Consider the following 16,658-nt stretch of genomic DNA (forward strand, 5'->3'; position numbering starts at 1 on the left):
CTGTTGGTCAGAAAACTGTATACAGAACTGAGTTTCTGTATACAAATATCCGAAACAGGGGAGCTTGCGCATGGGTCGGGGAGAATTCTCGAACATCCCGGTGCTCGACGTGTCGCCGCTGCGCGGCGGCAGGCCGGAGGACCGTGCCGGCACGGTGGCGGAGCTGCGCCGGACGCTGGAGACGATCGGCTTCGTCTATCTCGCCGATCACGGCGTGCCGGCGGAGCTGGGCGACCGGCTGCACCGCCTGTCGGTGCGGTTCCACGACCTGCCGGCCGAGGCCAAGCTGCGCATCCGCATGAACGACGCGCATCGCGGCTACATGCCGTTCAGCACCTCGACCATCGTCACCTCCTCCGTCGCCAACGTCACCAAGCCGAACCAGAGCGAATCCCTGATGGTGATGCACGACCTGGCCGAGGACGACCCGGCGCTGGGCGAGCCGCTGCAGGGCCCGAACCAGTGGCCGGCGGAGATCCCGGAGCTGCGTCAGGCGGCACTCGACTACATGCGGGCGATGTCGGCGCTGGGCCGCGACATGGCGGTCGCCATCGCCGAGGCGCTGGGCCTGCCGCCGACCTATTTCCTGCCGCATTTCGACCGCCCCACCCTCTTCCTCCGCCTCCTCCACTATCCGGAGCAGCGGCGCGAGGAAGGGCTGTTCGGGTCGGCCCCGCACACCGATTACGGCTTCATCACCCTGCTGGCGCAGGACTCCGTGGGCGGGCTCGAGGTCCGCAACCGCGCCGGCGAGTGGATCCCGGCGCCGCCGATCCCGGACACCTTCGTCATGAATGTCGGCGACATCCTGGCGCGCTGGTCGAACGACCGCTTCGCCTCGACCCCGCACCGGGTGCTGAACCTGAGCGGCCGCGAGCGCTATTCGCAGCCCTTCTTCTACGACCCGTCGATGGACACGGTGGTCGATTGTCCCGCCGCCATCCTGGCTCCGGGCGAAGCGCCGCGCCACCCGCCGGTGCGCTACGGCGACTATCTGCTCGATCGGCTGAACAAGAACTACGAGTACCGCAAGAAGGCGTCCTGAGAACGCCAAGGAACCCGGCAGAGGTTCCACGGGGAGACGCCGCCCAGGTCGGCGGTCCACAAACAGCGGAGACAAGGACATGCAGCCCACTCGACGGCAGGTTGTCATGGCATGCGCGGCCCTGATGGGCCCGGCCATGCTGCGCGTCCCGGCCCTGGCGGCCGCGGCGCAGGAGCTGGTCATCACCACCTATGGCGGGGTCTGGGAGGCGTTCTGGCGCAACAGCCTGGTGCCCGCCTTCGAGACCGCGACCGGCGCCAAGACGAAGCTCGACATCGGCTTCGGCCGCACCTTCACCTCGACCCTGCGCGCGGCCGGCAAGGACCACCCGCCCTATTCCATGGTGATGATGAACGAGATCTTCGCCTCGCTGCTGCGCAAGGAGGGCTACTTCGAGAAGTTCGACCTCTCGCTGGTGCCGCACTACAAGGACCTGTACCCGATCGCCCAGACCGGCGACGGCTGGGCCGCGGTCGGCATGATCTCGCCGCTCGGCCTCGGCTACCGTACCGACCTGGTGCAGACCCCGCCGAAATCCTGGAAGGACCTGTGGGACAACCCGGAGTTCCAGGGCCGCATCGGCCTCTACAACATCGTCAACTCCGCCGGCAAGGCGATGGTGATGCTGACCGGCAAGCTGTTCGGCAGCGGCCCGCAGGACCTGGACAAGGCCTATGAGAAGCTGGGCGAGCTGGCGCCCGTGCTGCAGACCGACTTCAACATGTCGACCCTGATGTCGACCGGGGAGATCGTGGTCGCGCCCTATGATTTCGGCGAGATCGCCCGGCTGAAGCACCAGGGCCTGCCGGTCGAGTGCATCGTGCCGGAGGAAGGCCTGCTGATGTGGGACCAGACCTTCAGCATCTGCGCCAACGCCCCGGCGCGCGAGCTGGCCTACAAGTATATCGACTTCATCCTGTCACCCGAGACGCAGCTGATGCTGGCGCGGGAGTTCTTCGTCTCCCCGGTCAACCGCACGGTCGAGGTGCCGGAGGATCTGCGCGCCGATGTCCCGGTCTACGGCGAGCAGATGGGCAGGATCCTCGCCTGGGACTGGGACTGGGTGAACGCCAATGCCACCGAGATGACGGAACGCTGGAACCGGACCTTCCAGTGACCGAGGTCGTCATTTCAGAGCTGACCCGCAGCTTCGGCGCCGCCCGGGCGGTCGACCGGCTGTCGCTGTCGATCGACAGCGGCGAGTTCGTCTCGCTGCTGGGCCCGTCGGGCTGCGGCAAGACCACCACGCTGAAGCTGATCGCGGGATTCGAGGAGGCCGAGCACGGCAGCATCGCCTTCGACGGGCGCGACGTCTCGGCCTTGCCGCCGGAGCGGCGGGACATCGGCATGGTGTTCCAGTCCTACGCCCTCTTCCCGCACATGACCGTGGCCCGGAACCTGGCCTTCGGGCTGGAGATGCGGAAGGTCGGCCGGGCCGAGACCGCAACCCGCGTCGCCCGGGTGCTGGAGATGGTGCAGCTGCGCGGGATGGAGGAGCGCTACCCACGCGAGCTGAGCGGCGGCCAGCAGCAGCGCGTCGCCCTGGCCCGGGCGCTGGTGATCGAGCCGAGCATCCTGCTGCTGGACGAGCCGCTGGCCAATCTCGACGCCCGGCTGCGCGACGAGATGCGGGTGTTCATCCGCGACCTGCAGCGGCGGGTCGGCATCACCACCATCTACGTCACCCACGACCAGGCCGAGGCGATGACGATGTCCGACCGCGTCGTGGTGATGTTCGGCGGCCGCATCGTCCAGGCCGGCGCGCCCGAGGCGATCTACGAGCGGCCGGCCGATGCCAGGGTCGCCAGCTTCGTCGGCCAGGCCAACCTGCTGCCCGGCATCGTCGTGGCCAACGGATCCGACGCCAAGATCCGCACGGTGTTCGGCGACTGCGCGGCCGACGGGCTGAACGGCGCGGCGCCGGGCACCCCGGTCAAGGCGCTGCTGCGGCCGGAGGCGGTCACCCTCGCCCCCGTCGGCATCGGCACGACGGCGACGGAGGGCGTCATCGAGGGCCGCTATTATCTGGGCAACATGGTCAACTACCGCATCCGCCTGCCCGACGGCAGCGGCGTGGAGGCCCACAGCCTGACCCAGACCCGCTTCGCCGAGGGGCAGCGCGTGGCGGTGCGGCCACCCGCCGCCCCGCTCTGGGTCGTCCCGGAGACACCATGACCGCCCGGCGCAGAAGGCTGCCGCCCTGGACCTGGCTGATGATCGCGCCGGCGGCGGTGCTGCTGGGCGTGTTCCTGCTGGTGCCCTATCTCAACATCGTGCTGATGAGCGTCCGGCCGCCGGCCACCGGCGCGCCCTACGGGCCGGGGCTGACGCTGGACAACTACCGGCGCGCCCTGACCGACGGCTACTACCTGGCCCAGCTGGGCAGCACTTTGTGGATCGCGCTCCTGACCACCGCGGCGACGCTCCTGATCGGCTTCCCGGTCGCCTGGCAGCTGGCGCGCAGCCGGTCGCGCTGGCGACCGGTGCTGTACGGCATCGTGCTGTCGCCGCTCCTGGTCGGGATCGTGGTCCGCAGCTTCGGCTGGACCATCCTCCTGGGCAACAACGGCGTCATCAACAAGGCGGCCCGGTCGCTGGGCCTGACCCTGGCCCCGCTGCCGCTGATGTACAACACGCTCGGCATCGTCATCGCCCTGACCCATGTCTTCCTGCCCTTCATGATCCTGCCGATCATGGCGGCGCTGCAGACCATCGATCCGGTGCTGGAGGCGGCGGGGCGGTCGCTCGGCGCCACGCGGCGGGTGGCGTTCCGGCGCATCGTCCTGCCGCTGGCCCTGCCCGGGATCCAGTCCGGCTGCATCCTGGTCTTCGTGCTGGCGCTCAGCGCCTATGTCACCCCGGTGCTGATCGGCGGCATGCGGGTGAAGACCATGACCCTGACCGTGGTCGACACCCTGACCGACGCGTTCCAATGGCCGCTGGGCTCGGCCCTGGCGCTGATGCTCAGCGTCGCCGGCGGGCTCTGCGTCGTCCTGTTCGCCCGGGCCACGCGGATGCGGTGGGCGCCATGAAGCCGCGTCGGCCGATCCTGTTCCCGGTGTTCTGCGGGCTGGTCTACGCCTTCCTGCTGGCGCCGATCCTGGTCGTGGTCGGCGCCTCCTTCAGCGCCGGCGCCTTCCTGGCCTTCCCGCCGCAGGGGCTGTCGCTGCGCTGGTACGAGGCCTTCTTCGGCAACGAGGTGTTCGTCACCGCGATCTGGACCTCGCTGCAGGTCGCGGCGATCGCCACCCTGGCCTCCGCCGCGATCGGCACCGCCGCCGCCCTCTACCACGCCCGCCACGCCGGCCGGGCGAAGGAGGCGATCCGCATCGCCGTGCTGGCGCCGCTGCTGCTGCCCGAGGTGCTGACGGCGATCGCACTGCTGTTCTTCTTCTACGCCATCGGCATCGGCACGAGGAACCTGGTGGCGCTGGTCACCGGCCATGTGCTGATCACCCTGCCCTTCGTGTTCATGAACGTCTCGGCCTCGCTGCAGGGCTTCGACCGGTCGTGGGAGCTGGCGGCGCGCAGCCTCGGCGCCCGGCCGTGGCGGGTGTTCCTGCGCATCACCCTGCCGCTGATCAAGCCGGGGCTGATCGGCGGCTGCCTGTTCGCCTTCATCATCTCCTTCGACACCTTCGCGATCTCGTTCCTCCTGAAGGACGTCGGGACCTCGACGCTGCCGATCCAGCTGTTCGATTATCTTCGCCTGAACTTCACGCCGGAGGCCGCGGCCGTCTCCACCGTCAGCATCGTCATGACGCTGCTGGTCGTGGTGGTGACCGAGAAGGTCCTCGGCCTCAAGATCCAGAGGTTCTGACGCGCGACCATGGAGACCGCCATCCCGGACGAAGACGGCGGCGCCCCGCGCCGGCCGGTGCTGTCGCAGACGGTGCTCGCCTTCCTTGAGCGCAAGATCATCCTGCGCGAGCTGCCCCCCGGCGCCAAGCTGGTGGAGGAGGAGCTGTGCGAGCGCTACGGCATCAGCCGGTCGCCGGTGCGCGAGGCGCTGCGGCTGCTGGAGGGCACCGGGCTGGTGATCCGCCGGCCGCGCCAGGGCGTGCGGGTGGCGCCGATGTCGCTGGCCGATCTCGACCAGATCTATTCCTGCCGGGTGAAGCTGGAGGCGCTGGCGGCGGAGGGCGCGGCCCGGTCGGCCAATCCGGTCGCGGTCGCCGGCGAGCTCTCGGTCGCCCTCGCAGCGATGCGGTCGGCACTGGAGGCCGGCGAGGTCGAGCGATGCTTCGACGCCAATGTCGCCCTGACCGAGGCGCTGCACGAGGCCTCCGGCAATGCCGTGCTGCAACGCCTGCTGGCCATCGTGCAGAAGCCGGCGCTGCGCTACCGCCACCTGGCCTATGGCGTGTCGGCGGAGATGACGGCGATCGCGATCGAGGCCAACCAGCAGATGATCGACGCGATCCGCCGCGGCGACGCCCCGGCCGCCGGCCAAGTCACCGCAGGCCTGGTCGAGGTCGCCTGGCAGATCGTCCGCAGGGCGCTGTCCTCGACCATCGGCAAGCGCTGACGGGAGGCGTCACCGCTTCCGTGCCACGAGGAACGGCCGCAGATCCTTGCCGCGCGAGGCGTGGCGCCCGCGCTCGATGATCTCGAACCCCGCCGCCGCGATCTCGCGCTCCAACTCCTGCGCCGTGAGAAAGCTCACATAGGGCGCCTTCCCGACGAGCTGCATCAGGGGCAGGACGACGCGCATCAGCGGGTTCGCCTCGCCGACGCAGGGCGTCTTGGAAATGAAGATCCCGCCCGGCTTCAGCAGCCGATGGACATTTCTCAGCGCAGTCTCCCGCGCCGCCACCAGATGCAGGACATTGAAGCCCAGGGCGACGTCGAAGGTCCCGTCCGGGCAAGGCATCGCATCGGGGGTCGCGACCCGGAAATCGGCATTGGCGCATCCCGCGGCTTCGGCCTTCCCGCGGGCGATCGCGATCATCTCGGCCGATATGTCGGTCGCCAGGATGCGCCCGACGGAGGATGCGAGCCTGAGCGCCGTCGTCCCCGTGCCGCACCCGAATTCGAAGACCGCATCGCCGTCCCTGAGATAGTGCCGCGTGCGCTCCAGCGTCCGCTCGTAGCCCGCCATGTCCGCGATCGGATCGGCGGCGTATCTGCCCGCGGCCCGGTCCCAGAAGCGCGCGTCGTTCGCGACCTGCGGCACGGCGCGCCTCAGCCGCGCTTCCTTCTCGCCTGCGCCGAAAGGTTCAAGGTCACGGCAGCGCGGATGAGATCCTTCAACGCCGCTTCATCGATCGCGTCGCCCTCGCGGATGTCGATGGCGCGCCGGGTGTTGCCGTCGAGGCTCGAGTTGAACAGGCCGGACGGGTCCGCCAGCGACGCGCCCTTGGCGAAGGTCAGCTTCACCACCGCCTTGTACGTCTCGCCGGTGCAGATGATGCCGGCATGCGACCACACCGGGACCCCTCTCCACTTCCACTCCTCGACCACCTCGGGATCGGCCTGCCTGATCAGGGCCCGGACCCGGGCGAGCGTCTCGCCCCGCCAGTCCCCCAACTCCTCGATCCTGGCATCGATCAGCCGGGAGGGAGAGCCGCCTTCGGTGGCGGCTGCCGTCGTTGCATTCATGGCTGCTGTCGCTCCCTCGAGTATCTCTCGCCGCTCACATCTTCTCGCCGGGCAGCTCGCTGGCCTGCTTCACCCAGGCGCAGAACTGGGCCTCGTCGAGCGGCTCGTCCTCGCGGATGTCGAGGTAGCGCACCTCCTTCTGCTTGGACGTGCCGGGCGGGAGAGGCTGCAGCGAGGCGCCGCGGAAGAACGCCACCTTGATGTATTTCGTGAAGCAATGGATGCCGAGGAACCAGGTCTTCTCCTCCACCCCGTACATCGGCGAGTTCCATTTGACCGCCTTGCGCACGCCGGGGACGGTGCGCTCTATCAGAGTGTCGAGCCGGCGCCCGACCTCGCTTTTCCAGCCCGGCATCGCCGCGATATAGGCCTGCACGGGCTCGTCGCCATAGCCCTTCGCGATCTGCGGGTTGCCGCCCGAGAGCAGGACCGGCGCCGCGGCCGGCTCCGTCGCCTTCGGCTTGCGCGGCTTGGCGGCGGCCGTCCTGGCGGCCTTCGCCTTGGCGGATGTCGTGTCGGTCATGGCGCTCCCCTCGCTGACAGACAGGCCGCAGAGAATACTTCGATTCCGGCCGATGTCGACCGGCTCAGCCCGCCGCCAGGAGCGGGCGGATCTCGCCGGTGGTGCCGTCGGTCAGGCCGAGGTCGGTGACGTGGGGCCCGGGGTTGCAGGCCAGGCTGGCGCCGACCACCGCCTTGAAGGTGCGGTAGGGCGGCTGCCAGTCGACGATCCGGTCCGCCGCCGCCTTCACCGCGGCGAAGTCGGCCGCGACCTCCGCCGCCGGCGCGTCCGACAGCAGGCCGCAGACCGGCAGGGCCACCTGTGCCGTGACGGCGCCGCCTTCGGCCACCGCCATGCCGCCGCCGGCCGCGATCACCGCATTGGCGGCCGCCGCCATGTCGGCCGGGTCGCGGCCGAACACGGTCAGGTTGTGGCTGTCGTGCGAGATCGTGGTGGCCAGCGCGCCGCGCCAAGGACCCCAGTCGTCGAGGATGCCGATCTGCGGCACCGCCGGGCGCCGGCCATGGCGATGGATCACCGCCATCAGGATCCTGTCCTCCGGCAGCACCACCGCGCCGTCCTTCACCTCGACCGCGAGGTCGCGCCATTCGGTGAAGCGCGGCCGGAAGATCGAGTTGACCACGGCCGTGCCGTCGCCCGGCAGGCGGAGGACGAAATCGTCGGTGGTCAGCGGCGGCACCTTCACGCTGTCATGGAAGGCATCGGCCGGCCGGCCGAGCGGACCGCCGATCAGGCGCCCCTCGGCCGCGACCTCGCGGCCCGAGGCGAAGACCCGCTCGACCCCCAGCGTCTCCAGCCCATCCAGCACGACCAGATCGGCGCGGCGGCCGGGCGCGACCAGGCCGAGATCGCGGCGGCCGAGGCGCATCGCCGCATTCAGCGTCGCCGCCCGGATCGCGTCGACCGGCTTCATGCCGTAGCGGACCAGCCGCCGCAGCACGTCGACGACGCCGCCGGCGGCGACGAGATCGTCCGGAAAGATGTCGTCGGTGCAGATGGTCAGGGTCTGCGGCAGGTGCGGCAGGCTCGCCAGCGCCTGCACCGCGCCGGGCAGGACATAGTCGTGCGACCCGCGCAGCTCGACCGTGAAGCCGGCGCGCAGCTTGGCTAGCAGGTCGTCGCCCGAGGTGATCTCGTGGTCCGACTGGATGCCGGCGGCGGCGAAGCCCTGCAGCGACGCGCCCTCCAGCCCGCGGGCATGGCCGCAGACCAGCTTGCCGCTGGCCAGGCCGGCGGCGACCACGCCCTGCATCGGCTCGCTGCGGTCCAGCACGCCGCGCATGTTCATCACCTCGGCGACGCCGGCGATCTCCGGCCAGCGCAGCATCTCCGCCATCTCGCCGCCGCCGACCTCGGCGCCCGCCACCTCCAGCCCCGGCGCCGAGGGCACGCAGGACGGCGCCAGGGTGAGGATCCGCAGCGGCAGCCCCTGCCCGGCCTCGACCGCCCAGCGCACCCCGGCCAGGCCGGCGACGTTGCCGACCTCGTGCGGATCCCAGCAGATCGTCGTCGTGCCCTGCGGCACCACCACCTCGGCATAGCGCCGCGGCGTCACCATCGAGCTTTCGATGTGCAGATGCGTGTCGATCAGCCCGGGCGCGACGAAGCGGCCCGCGGCGTCGACCATCCGGCCGGCATCACCGCGGCTGCCGGGGGCGTGCACGCTGGCGACCAGCGGCCCGACCAGCCCGATATCGGCGGCGCGGACCTCCGAGGTCGCGACGTCGACCAGGCTGGCGCCGGTGATCAGCACGTCGAAAGGCGCGAGCCCGCGGGCGGCGCGCACGGCGCGGTCGCGCAGGCCGGGATCGTCCAGGTCGTGGGGTTCGCGGGTCATGGCTGGACCTTCTGTTGGGCGGCGCGTTCCAGCGCGCCGAGCGCCATCGCCCGGATGCGCCCGACCTCCGGCACGGTGGCGATGTCGGCGTTGGCGGCGGCCTTGCGCGGCACCCGCCATTCGATGACGGTCATGCCGCGGGTCAGCCGGCCGGACAGCTCGGCATCCAGCCGGGCCGGGCGGACTCCCATCGTCGCCGGCTCGATCCAGGCGGCGGCCGCCACCGGGTCGTAGAGCGGATGCGGCCCCCCGGGCTGGCCGATGGAGGCATAGCCCTGCAGCAGGTCGGCCAGCACCGCGGCGCGGTCGCCGCCCATGGCCCGCAGCGTGTCGGCATCGGCGACCGAGACCGTGACCGGCCGGCAGGCGTCGAGCCCGACCATGGCGATGCGCACCCCGGCGTCGATCACCGCCTGGATCGCCTCCGGGTCGACCGCGGCGTTGAACTCGGCGACCGCGGTGTGATTGCCGGGGCCGGCGCTGCCGCCCATCCAGACTAGCCGGATCTGCGCGGCCAGGTCGGGCCGGGCGATCAGCAGCGCCGCGATGTTGGTCAGCGGCCCCAGCGCCAGGACCTCGCTTCCGCCCTCCTCCAGGTACCGGACCAGGGCTGACAGCGCCGGCTCCTCGGACAAGGGCGTATCGGCTTCGGGCAAGCTGCGGCCGACCGTCGGCATGGCGCCGTCGCCGAGGGCATAGGCGGCGGTGACGAGATCGCCGAGCAGCGGCCGGTCGCGGCCGGCATGGATGGGCACGTCCCAGCCGAAGAAGGTGGCGGCGTCGCGGGCATTCTGCGCCACCCGGTCCAGCGGGGCGTTGCCGGCGACCAGAGACAGGCCGGCGATCGCGACGTCCGGCGCATCCGCCACCATGGCGATGGCGACCGCGTCGTCGAAGCCCATATCGGTGTCGATCCACACCCGGCGCATCATGCGTGCTCCATCACCGCGGCCGTCGCCAGCGGCAGGTCGAAGGCGATCTCCGCCCCCGCCTCGTGCCGCGGTTCGGCCGACGGCACCTCGGCCTTGATCGGGCCGGCCGGCGTTTCCAGCAGGTATTCCACGGTCTGGCCGAGATAGGAGACGCCGCGCACCCGGCCGCGATGCGGGCCGGCGCCCAGCGCCACCGCCTGCGGCCGCCAGCCCAGCGCCTTCGCCGCCGCCGGCAGGGCGAAGCCCGGCGCCAGGCTGCCGCCGGCCGTGGCCAGCCGGCCCTCCTCCACCGCGAAGGTGTTCTCGAAGCCCATGAAGCGGGCCACGAAGGGCGAGCGCGGCGCCTCGTAGATCTCGTCCGGCCGACCCATCTGCTCGATCTGGCCGGCGCGCATGACGATGATCCGGTCGGCCAGGGCCAGCGCCTCGGCCTGGTCGTGGGTGACGTAGATCATGGTGATGCCGAGCTCGCGCTGCAGGCGGCTGAGCTCGCTGCGCATCTCCAGCCGCAGCCGGGCGTCGAGATTGGACAAAGGCTCGTCCAGGAGCAGCAGCTGCGGCTCGACCACGATCGACCGGGCCAAAGCGACGCGCTGCTGCTGGCCGCCGGACAGGGCCTTGGGCAGGCGCTCGGCGAAGCCGGACAAGCCGACATTGGCCAGCGCCGCGCCGACCCGGCTGGTGATCTCCGCCTCCGGCAGCTTCTTCAGCCGCAGGCCGAAGGCGACGTTCTCGGCCACGGTCAGATGCGGGAACAGGGCGTAGGACTGGAACACCAGCCCGACGCCGCGCCTGTTGGCCGGAACCCGGGTGATGTCGCGCCCGGCCAGCGTGATCCGGCCGCCGGCCGGCGCCATCAGCCCGGCGATCGCGCGCATCGTCGTGGTCTTGCCGCAGCCGGAGGGGCCGAGCAGCGCCACCAGCTCGCCGCGCCGGATCGACACGGTCAGCCGGTCGACCACGACCTGGCCGTGATAGGCGAGCGTCAGCCCGTCCAGATGAAGGAAAGCGCTAGCCTGCATTTCTCACCCTCCATGCGGCCTGCGTTGCCTTGCGGCGAGGTGAATGCGGCTCCGGGCGGCGAAGAGCGTATCGGGATATACGGTCGAGCCGCCCGGGGCCGCAGGCGCCCGCCGCAAGGCAACCCTTTGGGCCGGTTGAAGACGCCGGCAGGGGGCGTCGCCGCGCTTGCCCGATGTGCCGCATCGCGCCGCGCGCGGCTCCTGCCCTGCCGGCGTCTTGAACCGGCGCAGGCCACATCGAGGGTGAGAAATGCAGGCTACACATAGCGGGACAGCCCCAGCAGGCGTTCGGCGACCAGCACGATGGCCAGCGACATTAGCGCCAGCAGGCCCGACAGGGCGGCCACCGACGGGTCGTAGTTGAATTCCATGTAGAACATCATGTCGATCGGCAGGGTCGAGACGCCGGGGCCGGACAGGAACAGCGACACCGGCACCTGGTTGAAGGAGGTGACGAAGCCGATGACGAAGGCGGCCATGATGCCGTTGCGGATGTTCGGCAGCACCACCCGGAAGAAGGCCCCGGCCCGGCTGGCGCCGAGCAGCACCGCCGCCTCCTCCATGTCCACACGCAGGTTCTTCAGGCTGGCCGAGGTGATGCGCACGGCATAGGGCACCAGCAGCGCCGTGTGGGCGACGAACAGCGCGGCGATGACCGGGATGCCGGCCGGGATCACCAGATGCCGCAGCAGCGCAAGGCCGACGATGATGCCGGGCACGATGATCGGCGCCGTGATCACGCCGCGCACCGCCTCGCGCCCCGGCAGGTCGTAGCGTTCCAGCGCGTAGGCGGCGGGGATGCCCAGCAGCAGCGCCGCCCCGGTGGCGCCGAGGCCGAGCGCCATCGACAGGGCGAAGCTGGTGCGGAAGCTCTCGACCTCGAACACCTTCTCCACCCAGCGCAGCGACAGGGCCGGCGGCGGGAAGGCCAGGGTCTCGCCGGCGGACAGGCCGGCGACGCAGATCAGGAGGAACGGGCCGATCAGGAACACCATCACGGCGGCGAGCAGGGTGTGGCCGGCGATCCGCATCAGCCGGCCCTCCGCCGCGCCGTGGCCAGGCGCTTCAGCCCGCCATGGGTCAGGATGCTCATGCCGATCAGGATCACGGCGATCACCCCGGCGGCGGCATAGTCGTTGGCGACCGAGACGCGCTGGTACATCAGCGTCTCCAGCATCAGCACCTTGGAGCCGCCGAGGATCGCCGGGGTGACATAGGCGGTCAGCGAGCCGACGAAGACCAGCGTGCCGCCGACCACCAGCCCCTCGCGGGTCAGCGGCAGCAGGATGCGCCGGAACACCGTCCACCAGGAGGCGCCGAGCACCCGCGCCGCCGGCACCACGTCGGCCGGCAGGTTCTCCAGCGCGCTGACCAGCGGCAGCACCATCAGCGGGAAGAACAGCTGGATCAGGCCGATGAAGACCGCGGTCTCGCTGAACAGGAAGCGGATCGGTTCGTCCGACAGGCCGAGGCCGGTCAGCGCCACGTTGACGATGCCGGTGCGGCCGAGGATCACCAGCCAGGCATAGGTGCGCGCCACCGGCGAGATCATCAGCGGCAGCACCAGGAGGCCGACCAGCTTGCCCTTCACCCCCGGCGAGGCGTCGACGATCACCAGCGCCACGGCGTAGCCGATGACCGCCGCCACCGCGGTGACCGTGAGCGCCAGGCGGAAGGTGCGGACAAACACGTCGCGGTTCAGCGGCTTGGCGAAGAACTCGGTGAAGTTCTCCAGCCCCCAGCCGGCGGCGGAATGGAAGCTGCCGGCCAGCAGGATCGCGACCGGCAGCAGGAAGCCGACCGCGACGAACAGCGCGGCGGGCGCCATCAGGGCCAGGCCGATGCCTCGCTTCTCGAACATCGGACGCTCAGGACTCCGAACTGAAAAGAAAAATTGTCATGCCCGGGCTTGATCCGGGCATCCAGAGATGTCGATGCCGCTCTGGGTGGCCTCTGGATTGCCGGGTCAAGCCCGGCAATGACAGATGAGAGGAAGCTTCCCGTTCGGAACGTTTGGTCTCGAACCTGTCCATAGCTGCAGTCCTACTGGGCGACCTTGGCGTTCCAGCCGGCGACCCAGGCCTCGCGGTTCTCCAGCATCGCCACGGGCTTGATGAAGCTGAGGCTGGCGGCGGTCTCGGCGCCATAGGTCAGCGCCTCCGCCGTCTCGGGCGGCACCTCGACCGTCCTGTTCGCCGGGCTGTCGACCAGGTCCATCGCCAGCCTGGTCTGCACCTCCTTCGACAGCCAGTAGTCGATGAACTTCAGCGCCAGTTCCTCGTTCCTGGAGCCCTTGACCAGGGTCAGCACGTTCATGCCGCCGGTCTGGCCCTCGCTTGGCGTCGCCCATTGGATCGGCAGGTCGAGCTTCTTGATGTTCGCCCAGCCGAAGCGGCCGACCACCGCCGCCAATATCTCCTCCTGCTCGAAGAGCTGCGGGATCTGCGAGCCGCGCTCGTAGAAGGTGACCACGTCCTCGCGATGCGCGGCGACGGCGTCGATGCCGGCCTTCAGGTCGGGCGTGGTGCCGCCCTCGGCCTTGTCGATCATGTAGATCGCCAGCGGCCCCTGGGTGGTGGTGATGTTCGGCAGGGCGATGCGGCCGGCCAGCTCGGGCTTGAACAGGTCCTTCCAGCTGGAAATCGACACCTTGTCCGAGCGGTAGACGATGCTGGTCGAGTAGAAGGTGTAGCCGACCGCCAGATGGCCGCCGATCGGGTCCTGGGCGAAGTCGTAGAGCGCACCGTAATTCGACAGCTTCGACACGTCGATCGGCTGGATCAGGTCCTTTCTCGCCGCCTCCAGCGCGTTGAAGTCGGCGATCGCGGCGACGTCGATCACCGGCGACGCCTTGTTGGCCTCGAGCTTCGCCAGCCGCTCGCTGCTGTTGCCGGTCTCGACCACCAGCTTGCAGCCGCAGATGGCCTCGAAGGGATCGTAGAGGTCCTTCCTGTAGGCGTCCTGCGCGACGCCGTAGACCGAGATGGTCAGGGTCGGCGTCTCGGCCAGGGCGGCCGAGGACCCGAGAAGAGCCAGCGTGGCGCCGGCGGCCATCCGTATCGAGATCATGAAGCACCCCCTCTCCGGTTGTCGTTGACGTGTCGTGGGCCGGCGGTCGAGGCCCGCAGCACGAGCTCGACCGGGAACAGCCGCGCCCCCTGCCGTTCGCCGGTGGCGACGGCGAGCGCATGGTCGGCGATGGCGGCGAGGTCCTGCCGCACGGTGGTCAAGGGCGGCGAGACGATGCGCGCCCACATCAGGTCGTCGAAGCCGGTGACCGAGACGTCCTGCGGCACCCGCACCCCGCGCGCGGCCAGGCCGGTGACGAAGCCGACGGCCAGCGCGTCATAGGCGGCGGCACAGGCGGTGAAGCCGGCGAGGTCGACCTCGGCCGCGATCTCCGCCCCCACCTCGAAGCTGGTGACGGAATGCCGGATGCGCGGGGTGATGCCGGCCCGGGCGAAGACCTCGCGCATGCCGTCGGTGCGCTCGCGCGACACCCTGGAATCCTTGGGCCCGGCCAGCAGCAGGATGTCGCGGTGGCCCAGCCCGATCAGGTGGCCGGCGACCTGGCGGCCGCCCTCGCGATGGTTGCTGGCCGCGGTGTTGCCGCGGGTGGCGGCGCTGTCGATCACCGCCACCGGCACCGGGATCGCGGCGGCGTTGACCGTGGTGCCGCGGGTCGGGATGATCACCAGCGCGTCGATGCCGCGGCCGAGCAGGTTGTCGATCTCCGCCGCCTGCCCCGCCGCCGTGCCCAGGCTGTCGCCGACCAGAACGGCGAATCCGCGGCTCTTGGCGGCGCGCTCGATCGCCTGGGCGAAGATCGGGAACAGCGGCTGTCCGAAATCCGGCACGATCAGGCCGATGGTGGCGCTGCGGCCGGTGCGCAGGGCCCGGCCGGCATGGGCCGGGATGTAGTGCAGCTCCGCCGCCAGGGCGCGGATCCGGCCCGCCAGTTCCGGCGACAGCCGCCCCTTGCCGCGCAGCGCGTTCGACACGGTCGCCCGCGACACGCCGAGCCGGCGCGCGAGATCGAGCATGGAGGGCGGCTTGCCGGGCATCCTGGTATCACGATTAAGCAGGTTGCACGGTTAACCATGCGGGACGGCCGCGGCGCAAGCCGAAACGCAGCGAGCCAGCCCGGTACCCGCGGTGCTTGACCGACTCCTCGATCCCTTCCCGTCATGGCGAGGCGCGTAGCGCCGTGGCCATCCCAGGGGTCGGTGCCGCTGGATGGCCACGCCCCTTCGGGGCTCGCCATGACGAATCAATGCAATGGAGATTGAACAGATACTTGCGCAGAAATTCGATCTGATAATATGTTCATTGCGCAGGAGATAAAAATGCTTCCACCAAATTTCACGATCGTAGGCGAAAGGTGCATGGCCCGATAGCGGACGCCATGTCCGCCGCCATGCGCCCCCGAACCGCCGTTCGGGGGCTTTTTTGTTTCAGAGGGTTCGGACACCGATGCGCAAGGCCACCACCCCGCCCGCCCTGTCGACGCTGATCCTGATGACCGCCACCTCGGTGGTCACGCTGAACATGATCGTACCGTCGCTGGCCAACATCGCGCGGGATCTGGAGGCCGACTACGCCCTGGTCGGCCTTGCGCTCGGCGGGTATCTCGCCGTCTCGGCCGCGGTCCAGCTCGGGCTGGGCCCGCTCGCCGACCGGATCGGCCGGCGCCCGGTGCTGCTGGCGGCGCTCGCGGTCTTCACCCTCGCCTCGCTCGGCTGCGCGGTCGCCCAGACCGTGTGGATGCTGCTGGCGTTCCGGATGCTGCAGGCGGCGGTGGTTTCGGGCTATGTCCTCTCCCTCGCGATCGTCCGCGATACGGCCGGGGAGGCCGAGGCCGCGCGGCTGCTGGGCCGCATCGGCATGGCGATGGCCCTGGCCCCGATGCTGGGGCCGATGCTGGGCAGCGTCCTGGACGCCGCCTTCGGGTGGCGCATGGCCTTCCTGCTCCTTGCCGTGGCCGGGGCGGGGCTCTGGTGCCTGGCGTGGTCGGACCTGGGCGAGACCCTCCGGCCCTCGGCCGGGACGGGGGACGACGGCGGGCGCCTGGCCGCGCTGCTGCGCGAGCCGCTGTTCTGGTGCCATGCGCTGTGCACCGCCTTCTCGACCGGCGCCTTCTACATCTTCCTGGCCGGGGCGCCCCGGATCGCCACTACCGTCTTCGGGATCGGCACGGCGCAGCTGGGCGTGTACGTCGGCAGCATCACCGCGGGCTTCGTCGCCGGCAGCTGGCTGTCGAGCCGCCTGGTCGGCCGGCATCCGCCGGCGACGGTCATGCTGATGGGCCGGATGCTCGCCTGCCTGGGCCTCCTCGCCGGCCTCGCGGTCATCGCCATGGGCCATCTGACGCCGGCCCTCTACTTCGGATGCACCGTCTTCGTCGGGCTGGGCAACGGCATGACGACGCCGAACAGCAACGCCGGGGCGATGTCGGTGCGCCCCCGGCTGGCGGGAAGCGCCGCGGGCATCACCGGCGCCCTGACCGTCCTGGGCGGCGCGCTGACGACGACGCTGACCGGCCTCGCCCTGTCCGGCGAGCCGTCGCCGACGCTCCTGATCTTGCTGATGCTGCTGGCCTCCTTCCTCGGCCTGCTGGCCGCCGCAGCGGTCCGGCTGAACCGGGCCGCATCCCGCGTAACATCGACATAGCCGAGGGTGCACAAAGAAATCTTTGCAA

Annotated in this window: 17 protein-coding genes; 7 read left to right on the forward strand and 10 right to left on the reverse strand. The window is 70.4% G+C overall.

Going from position 1 to position 16,658, the window contains the following annotated elements:
- The first annotated feature begins 70 nt into the window (after window positions 1-70).
- The 6 genes from LG391_RS16055 to LG391_RS16080 all read left to right on the forward strand — a co-directional run bounded on the left by LG391_RS16055 (window position 71) and on the right by LG391_RS16080 (window position 5,573).
- The gene (locus LG391_RS16055; protein WP_225769000.1) at window positions 71-1,045 is read left to right on the forward strand and encodes an isopenicillin N synthase family oxygenase; all 975 of its coding nucleotides are present in this window, start codon (window positions 71-73) and stop codon (window positions 1,043-1,045) included.
- A gap of 106 nt (window positions 1,046-1,151) precedes the next feature.
- Window positions 1,152-2,162 carry a PotD/PotF family extracellular solute-binding protein gene (locus LG391_RS16060; protein WP_225769001.1) on the forward strand — a complete coding sequence of 337 codons (1,011 nt, stop codon included), beginning with the start codon at window positions 1,152-1,154 and terminating at the stop codon, window positions 2,160-2,162.
- Window positions 2,159-3,220, forward strand: coding sequence for an ABC transporter ATP-binding protein (locus LG391_RS16065; protein WP_225769002.1), 1,062 nt, complete (start codon window positions 2,159-2,161; stop codon window positions 3,218-3,220). The genes LG391_RS16060 and LG391_RS16065 overlap by 4 nt, the downstream gene beginning before the upstream one ends.
- Complete coding sequence (locus LG391_RS16070; RefSeq protein WP_225769003.1) at window positions 3,217-4,077, forward strand: ABC transporter permease; 861 nt, start codon at window positions 3,217-3,219, stop codon at window positions 4,075-4,077. The genes LG391_RS16065 and LG391_RS16070 overlap by 4 nt, the downstream gene beginning before the upstream one ends.
- Window positions 4,074-4,865 carry an ABC transporter permease gene (locus LG391_RS16075; RefSeq protein ID WP_225769004.1) on the forward strand — a complete coding sequence of 264 codons (792 nt, stop codon included), beginning with the start codon at window positions 4,074-4,076 and terminating at the stop codon, window positions 4,863-4,865. Before LG391_RS16070 ends, LG391_RS16075 begins: the two co-directional genes overlap by 4 nt.
- Window positions 4,866-4,874: 9 nt before the next feature.
- A complete protein-coding gene (locus tag LG391_RS16080; protein ID WP_225769005.1) occupies window positions 4,875-5,573 on the forward strand; it encodes a GntR family transcriptional regulator in 699 nt (232 codons plus the stop codon).
- A gap of 9 nt (window positions 5,574-5,582) precedes the next feature.
- Here the strand turns inward: LG391_RS16080 and LG391_RS16085 are convergent, their stop codons facing one another.
- From LG391_RS16085 to LG391_RS16130, 10 genes are all read right to left on the reverse strand, one after another.
- Window positions 5,583-6,221 carry a class I SAM-dependent methyltransferase gene (locus tag LG391_RS16085; RefSeq protein WP_225769006.1) on the reverse strand — a complete coding sequence of 213 codons (639 nt, stop codon included), beginning with the start codon at window positions 6,219-6,221 and terminating at the stop codon, window positions 5,583-5,585.
- An 8-nt stretch (window positions 6,222-6,229) separates the two neighbouring features.
- A complete protein-coding gene (locus tag LG391_RS16090; protein WP_225769007.1) occupies window positions 6,230-6,646 on the reverse strand; it encodes a DUF1801 domain-containing protein in 417 nt (138 codons plus the stop codon).
- A 34-nt stretch (window positions 6,647-6,680) separates the two neighbouring features.
- Complete coding sequence (locus LG391_RS16095) at window positions 6,681-7,169, reverse strand: DUF1801 domain-containing protein (protein ID WP_225769008.1); 489 nt, start codon at window positions 7,167-7,169, stop codon at window positions 6,681-6,683.
- 64 nt (window positions 7,170-7,233) lie between these two features.
- The gene (locus tag LG391_RS16100) at window positions 7,234-9,006 is read right to left on the reverse strand and encodes an adenine deaminase (protein ID WP_225769009.1); all 1,773 of its coding nucleotides are present in this window, start codon (window positions 9,004-9,006) and stop codon (window positions 7,234-7,236) included.
- Complete coding sequence (locus LG391_RS16105; RefSeq protein ID WP_225769010.1) at window positions 9,003-9,938, reverse strand: nucleoside hydrolase; 936 nt, start codon at window positions 9,936-9,938, stop codon at window positions 9,003-9,005. The genes LG391_RS16100 and LG391_RS16105 overlap by 4 nt, the downstream gene beginning before the upstream one ends.
- On the reverse strand, window positions 9,935-10,960 hold the full coding sequence (locus LG391_RS16110; protein WP_225769011.1) for an ABC transporter ATP-binding protein: 1,026 nt from the start codon (window positions 10,958-10,960) through the stop codon (window positions 9,935-9,937). The genes LG391_RS16105 and LG391_RS16110 overlap by 4 nt, the downstream gene beginning before the upstream one ends.
- Before the next feature lie 257 nt (window positions 10,961-11,217).
- Complete coding sequence (locus LG391_RS16115; protein WP_225769012.1) at window positions 11,218-11,991, reverse strand: ABC transporter permease; 774 nt, start codon at window positions 11,989-11,991, stop codon at window positions 11,218-11,220.
- Window positions 11,991-12,821 (reverse strand): ABC transporter permease, encoded by an 831-nt coding sequence (locus tag LG391_RS16120; RefSeq protein WP_225769013.1) that lies wholly within the window; start codon window positions 12,819-12,821, stop codon window positions 11,991-11,993. The genes LG391_RS16115 and LG391_RS16120 overlap by 1 nt, the downstream gene beginning before the upstream one ends.
- 182 nt (window positions 12,822-13,003) lie before the next feature.
- On the reverse strand, window positions 13,004-14,029 hold the full coding sequence (locus LG391_RS16125; RefSeq protein WP_225769014.1) for a polyamine ABC transporter substrate-binding protein: 1,026 nt from the start codon (window positions 14,027-14,029) through the stop codon (window positions 13,004-13,006).
- Window positions 14,026-15,003: a LacI family DNA-binding transcriptional regulator gene (locus LG391_RS16130; RefSeq protein ID WP_225769015.1), complete on the reverse strand. Its 978-nt coding sequence runs from the start codon at window positions 15,001-15,003 to the stop codon at window positions 14,026-14,028. Before LG391_RS16130 ends, LG391_RS16125 begins: the two co-directional genes overlap by 4 nt.
- 430 nt (window positions 15,004-15,433) lie before the next feature.
- Between LG391_RS16130 and LG391_RS16135 the strand changes: the two genes are divergently transcribed.
- Window positions 15,434-16,630: an MFS transporter gene (locus LG391_RS16135; RefSeq protein ID WP_225769016.1), complete on the forward strand. Its 1,197-nt coding sequence runs from the start codon at window positions 15,434-15,436 to the stop codon at window positions 16,628-16,630.
- Window positions 16,631-16,658: the final 28 nt, after the last annotated feature.

The organism is Inquilinus sp. Marseille-Q2685 (genome assembly GCF_916619195.1).
Lineage (GTDB): Bacteria > Pseudomonadota > Alphaproteobacteria > DSM-16000 > Inquilinaceae > Inquilinus.

Coding starts and splice junctions, on each gene's coding strand:
- LG391_RS16105 (WP_225769010.1), bottom strand. CDS start 9,938: ATGATGCGCCGGGTGTGGATCGACACCGATATGGGCTTCGACGACGCG.
- LG391_RS16080 (WP_225769005.1), top strand. CDS start 4,875: ATGGAGACCGCCATCCCGGACGAAGACGGCGGCGCCCCGCGCCGGCCG.
- LG391_RS16135 (WP_225769016.1), top strand. CDS start 15,434: ATGCGCAAGGCCACCACCCCGCCCGCCCTGTCGACGCTGATCCTGATG.
- LG391_RS16060 (WP_225769001.1), top strand. CDS start 1,152: ATGGCATGCGCGGCCCTGATGGGCCCGGCCATGCTGCGCGTCCCGGCC.
- LG391_RS16090 (WP_225769007.1), bottom strand. CDS start 6,646: ATGAATGCAACGACGGCAGCCGCCACCGAAGGCGGCTCTCCCTCCCGG.
- LG391_RS16130 (WP_225769015.1), bottom strand. CDS start 15,003: ATGCTCGATCTCGCGCGCCGGCTCGGCGTGTCGCGGGCGACCGTGTCG.
- LG391_RS16100 (WP_225769009.1), bottom strand. CDS start 9,006: ATGACCCGCGAACCCCACGACCTGGACGATCCCGGCCTGCGCGACCGC.
- LG391_RS16110 (WP_225769011.1), bottom strand. CDS start 10,960: ATGCAGGCTAGCGCTTTCCTTCATCTGGACGGGCTGACGCTCGCCTAT.
- LG391_RS16125 (WP_225769014.1), bottom strand. CDS start 14,029: ATGATCTCGATACGGATGGCCGCCGGCGCCACGCTGGCTCTTCTCGGG.
- LG391_RS16055 (WP_225769000.1), top strand. CDS start 71: ATGGGTCGGGGAGAATTCTCGAACATCCCGGTGCTCGACGTGTCGCCG.
- LG391_RS16075 (WP_225769004.1), top strand. CDS start 4,074: ATGAAGCCGCGTCGGCCGATCCTGTTCCCGGTGTTCTGCGGGCTGGTC.
- LG391_RS16070 (WP_225769003.1), top strand. CDS start 3,217: ATGACCGCCCGGCGCAGAAGGCTGCCGCCCTGGACCTGGCTGATGATC.
- LG391_RS16120 (WP_225769013.1), bottom strand. CDS start 12,821: ATGTTCGAGAAGCGAGGCATCGGCCTGGCCCTGATGGCGCCCGCCGCG.
- LG391_RS16095 (WP_225769008.1), bottom strand. CDS start 7,169: ATGACCGACACGACATCCGCCAAGGCGAAGGCCGCCAGGACGGCCGCC.
- LG391_RS16115 (WP_225769012.1), bottom strand. CDS start 11,991: ATGCGGATCGCCGGCCACACCCTGCTCGCCGCCGTGATGGTGTTCCTG.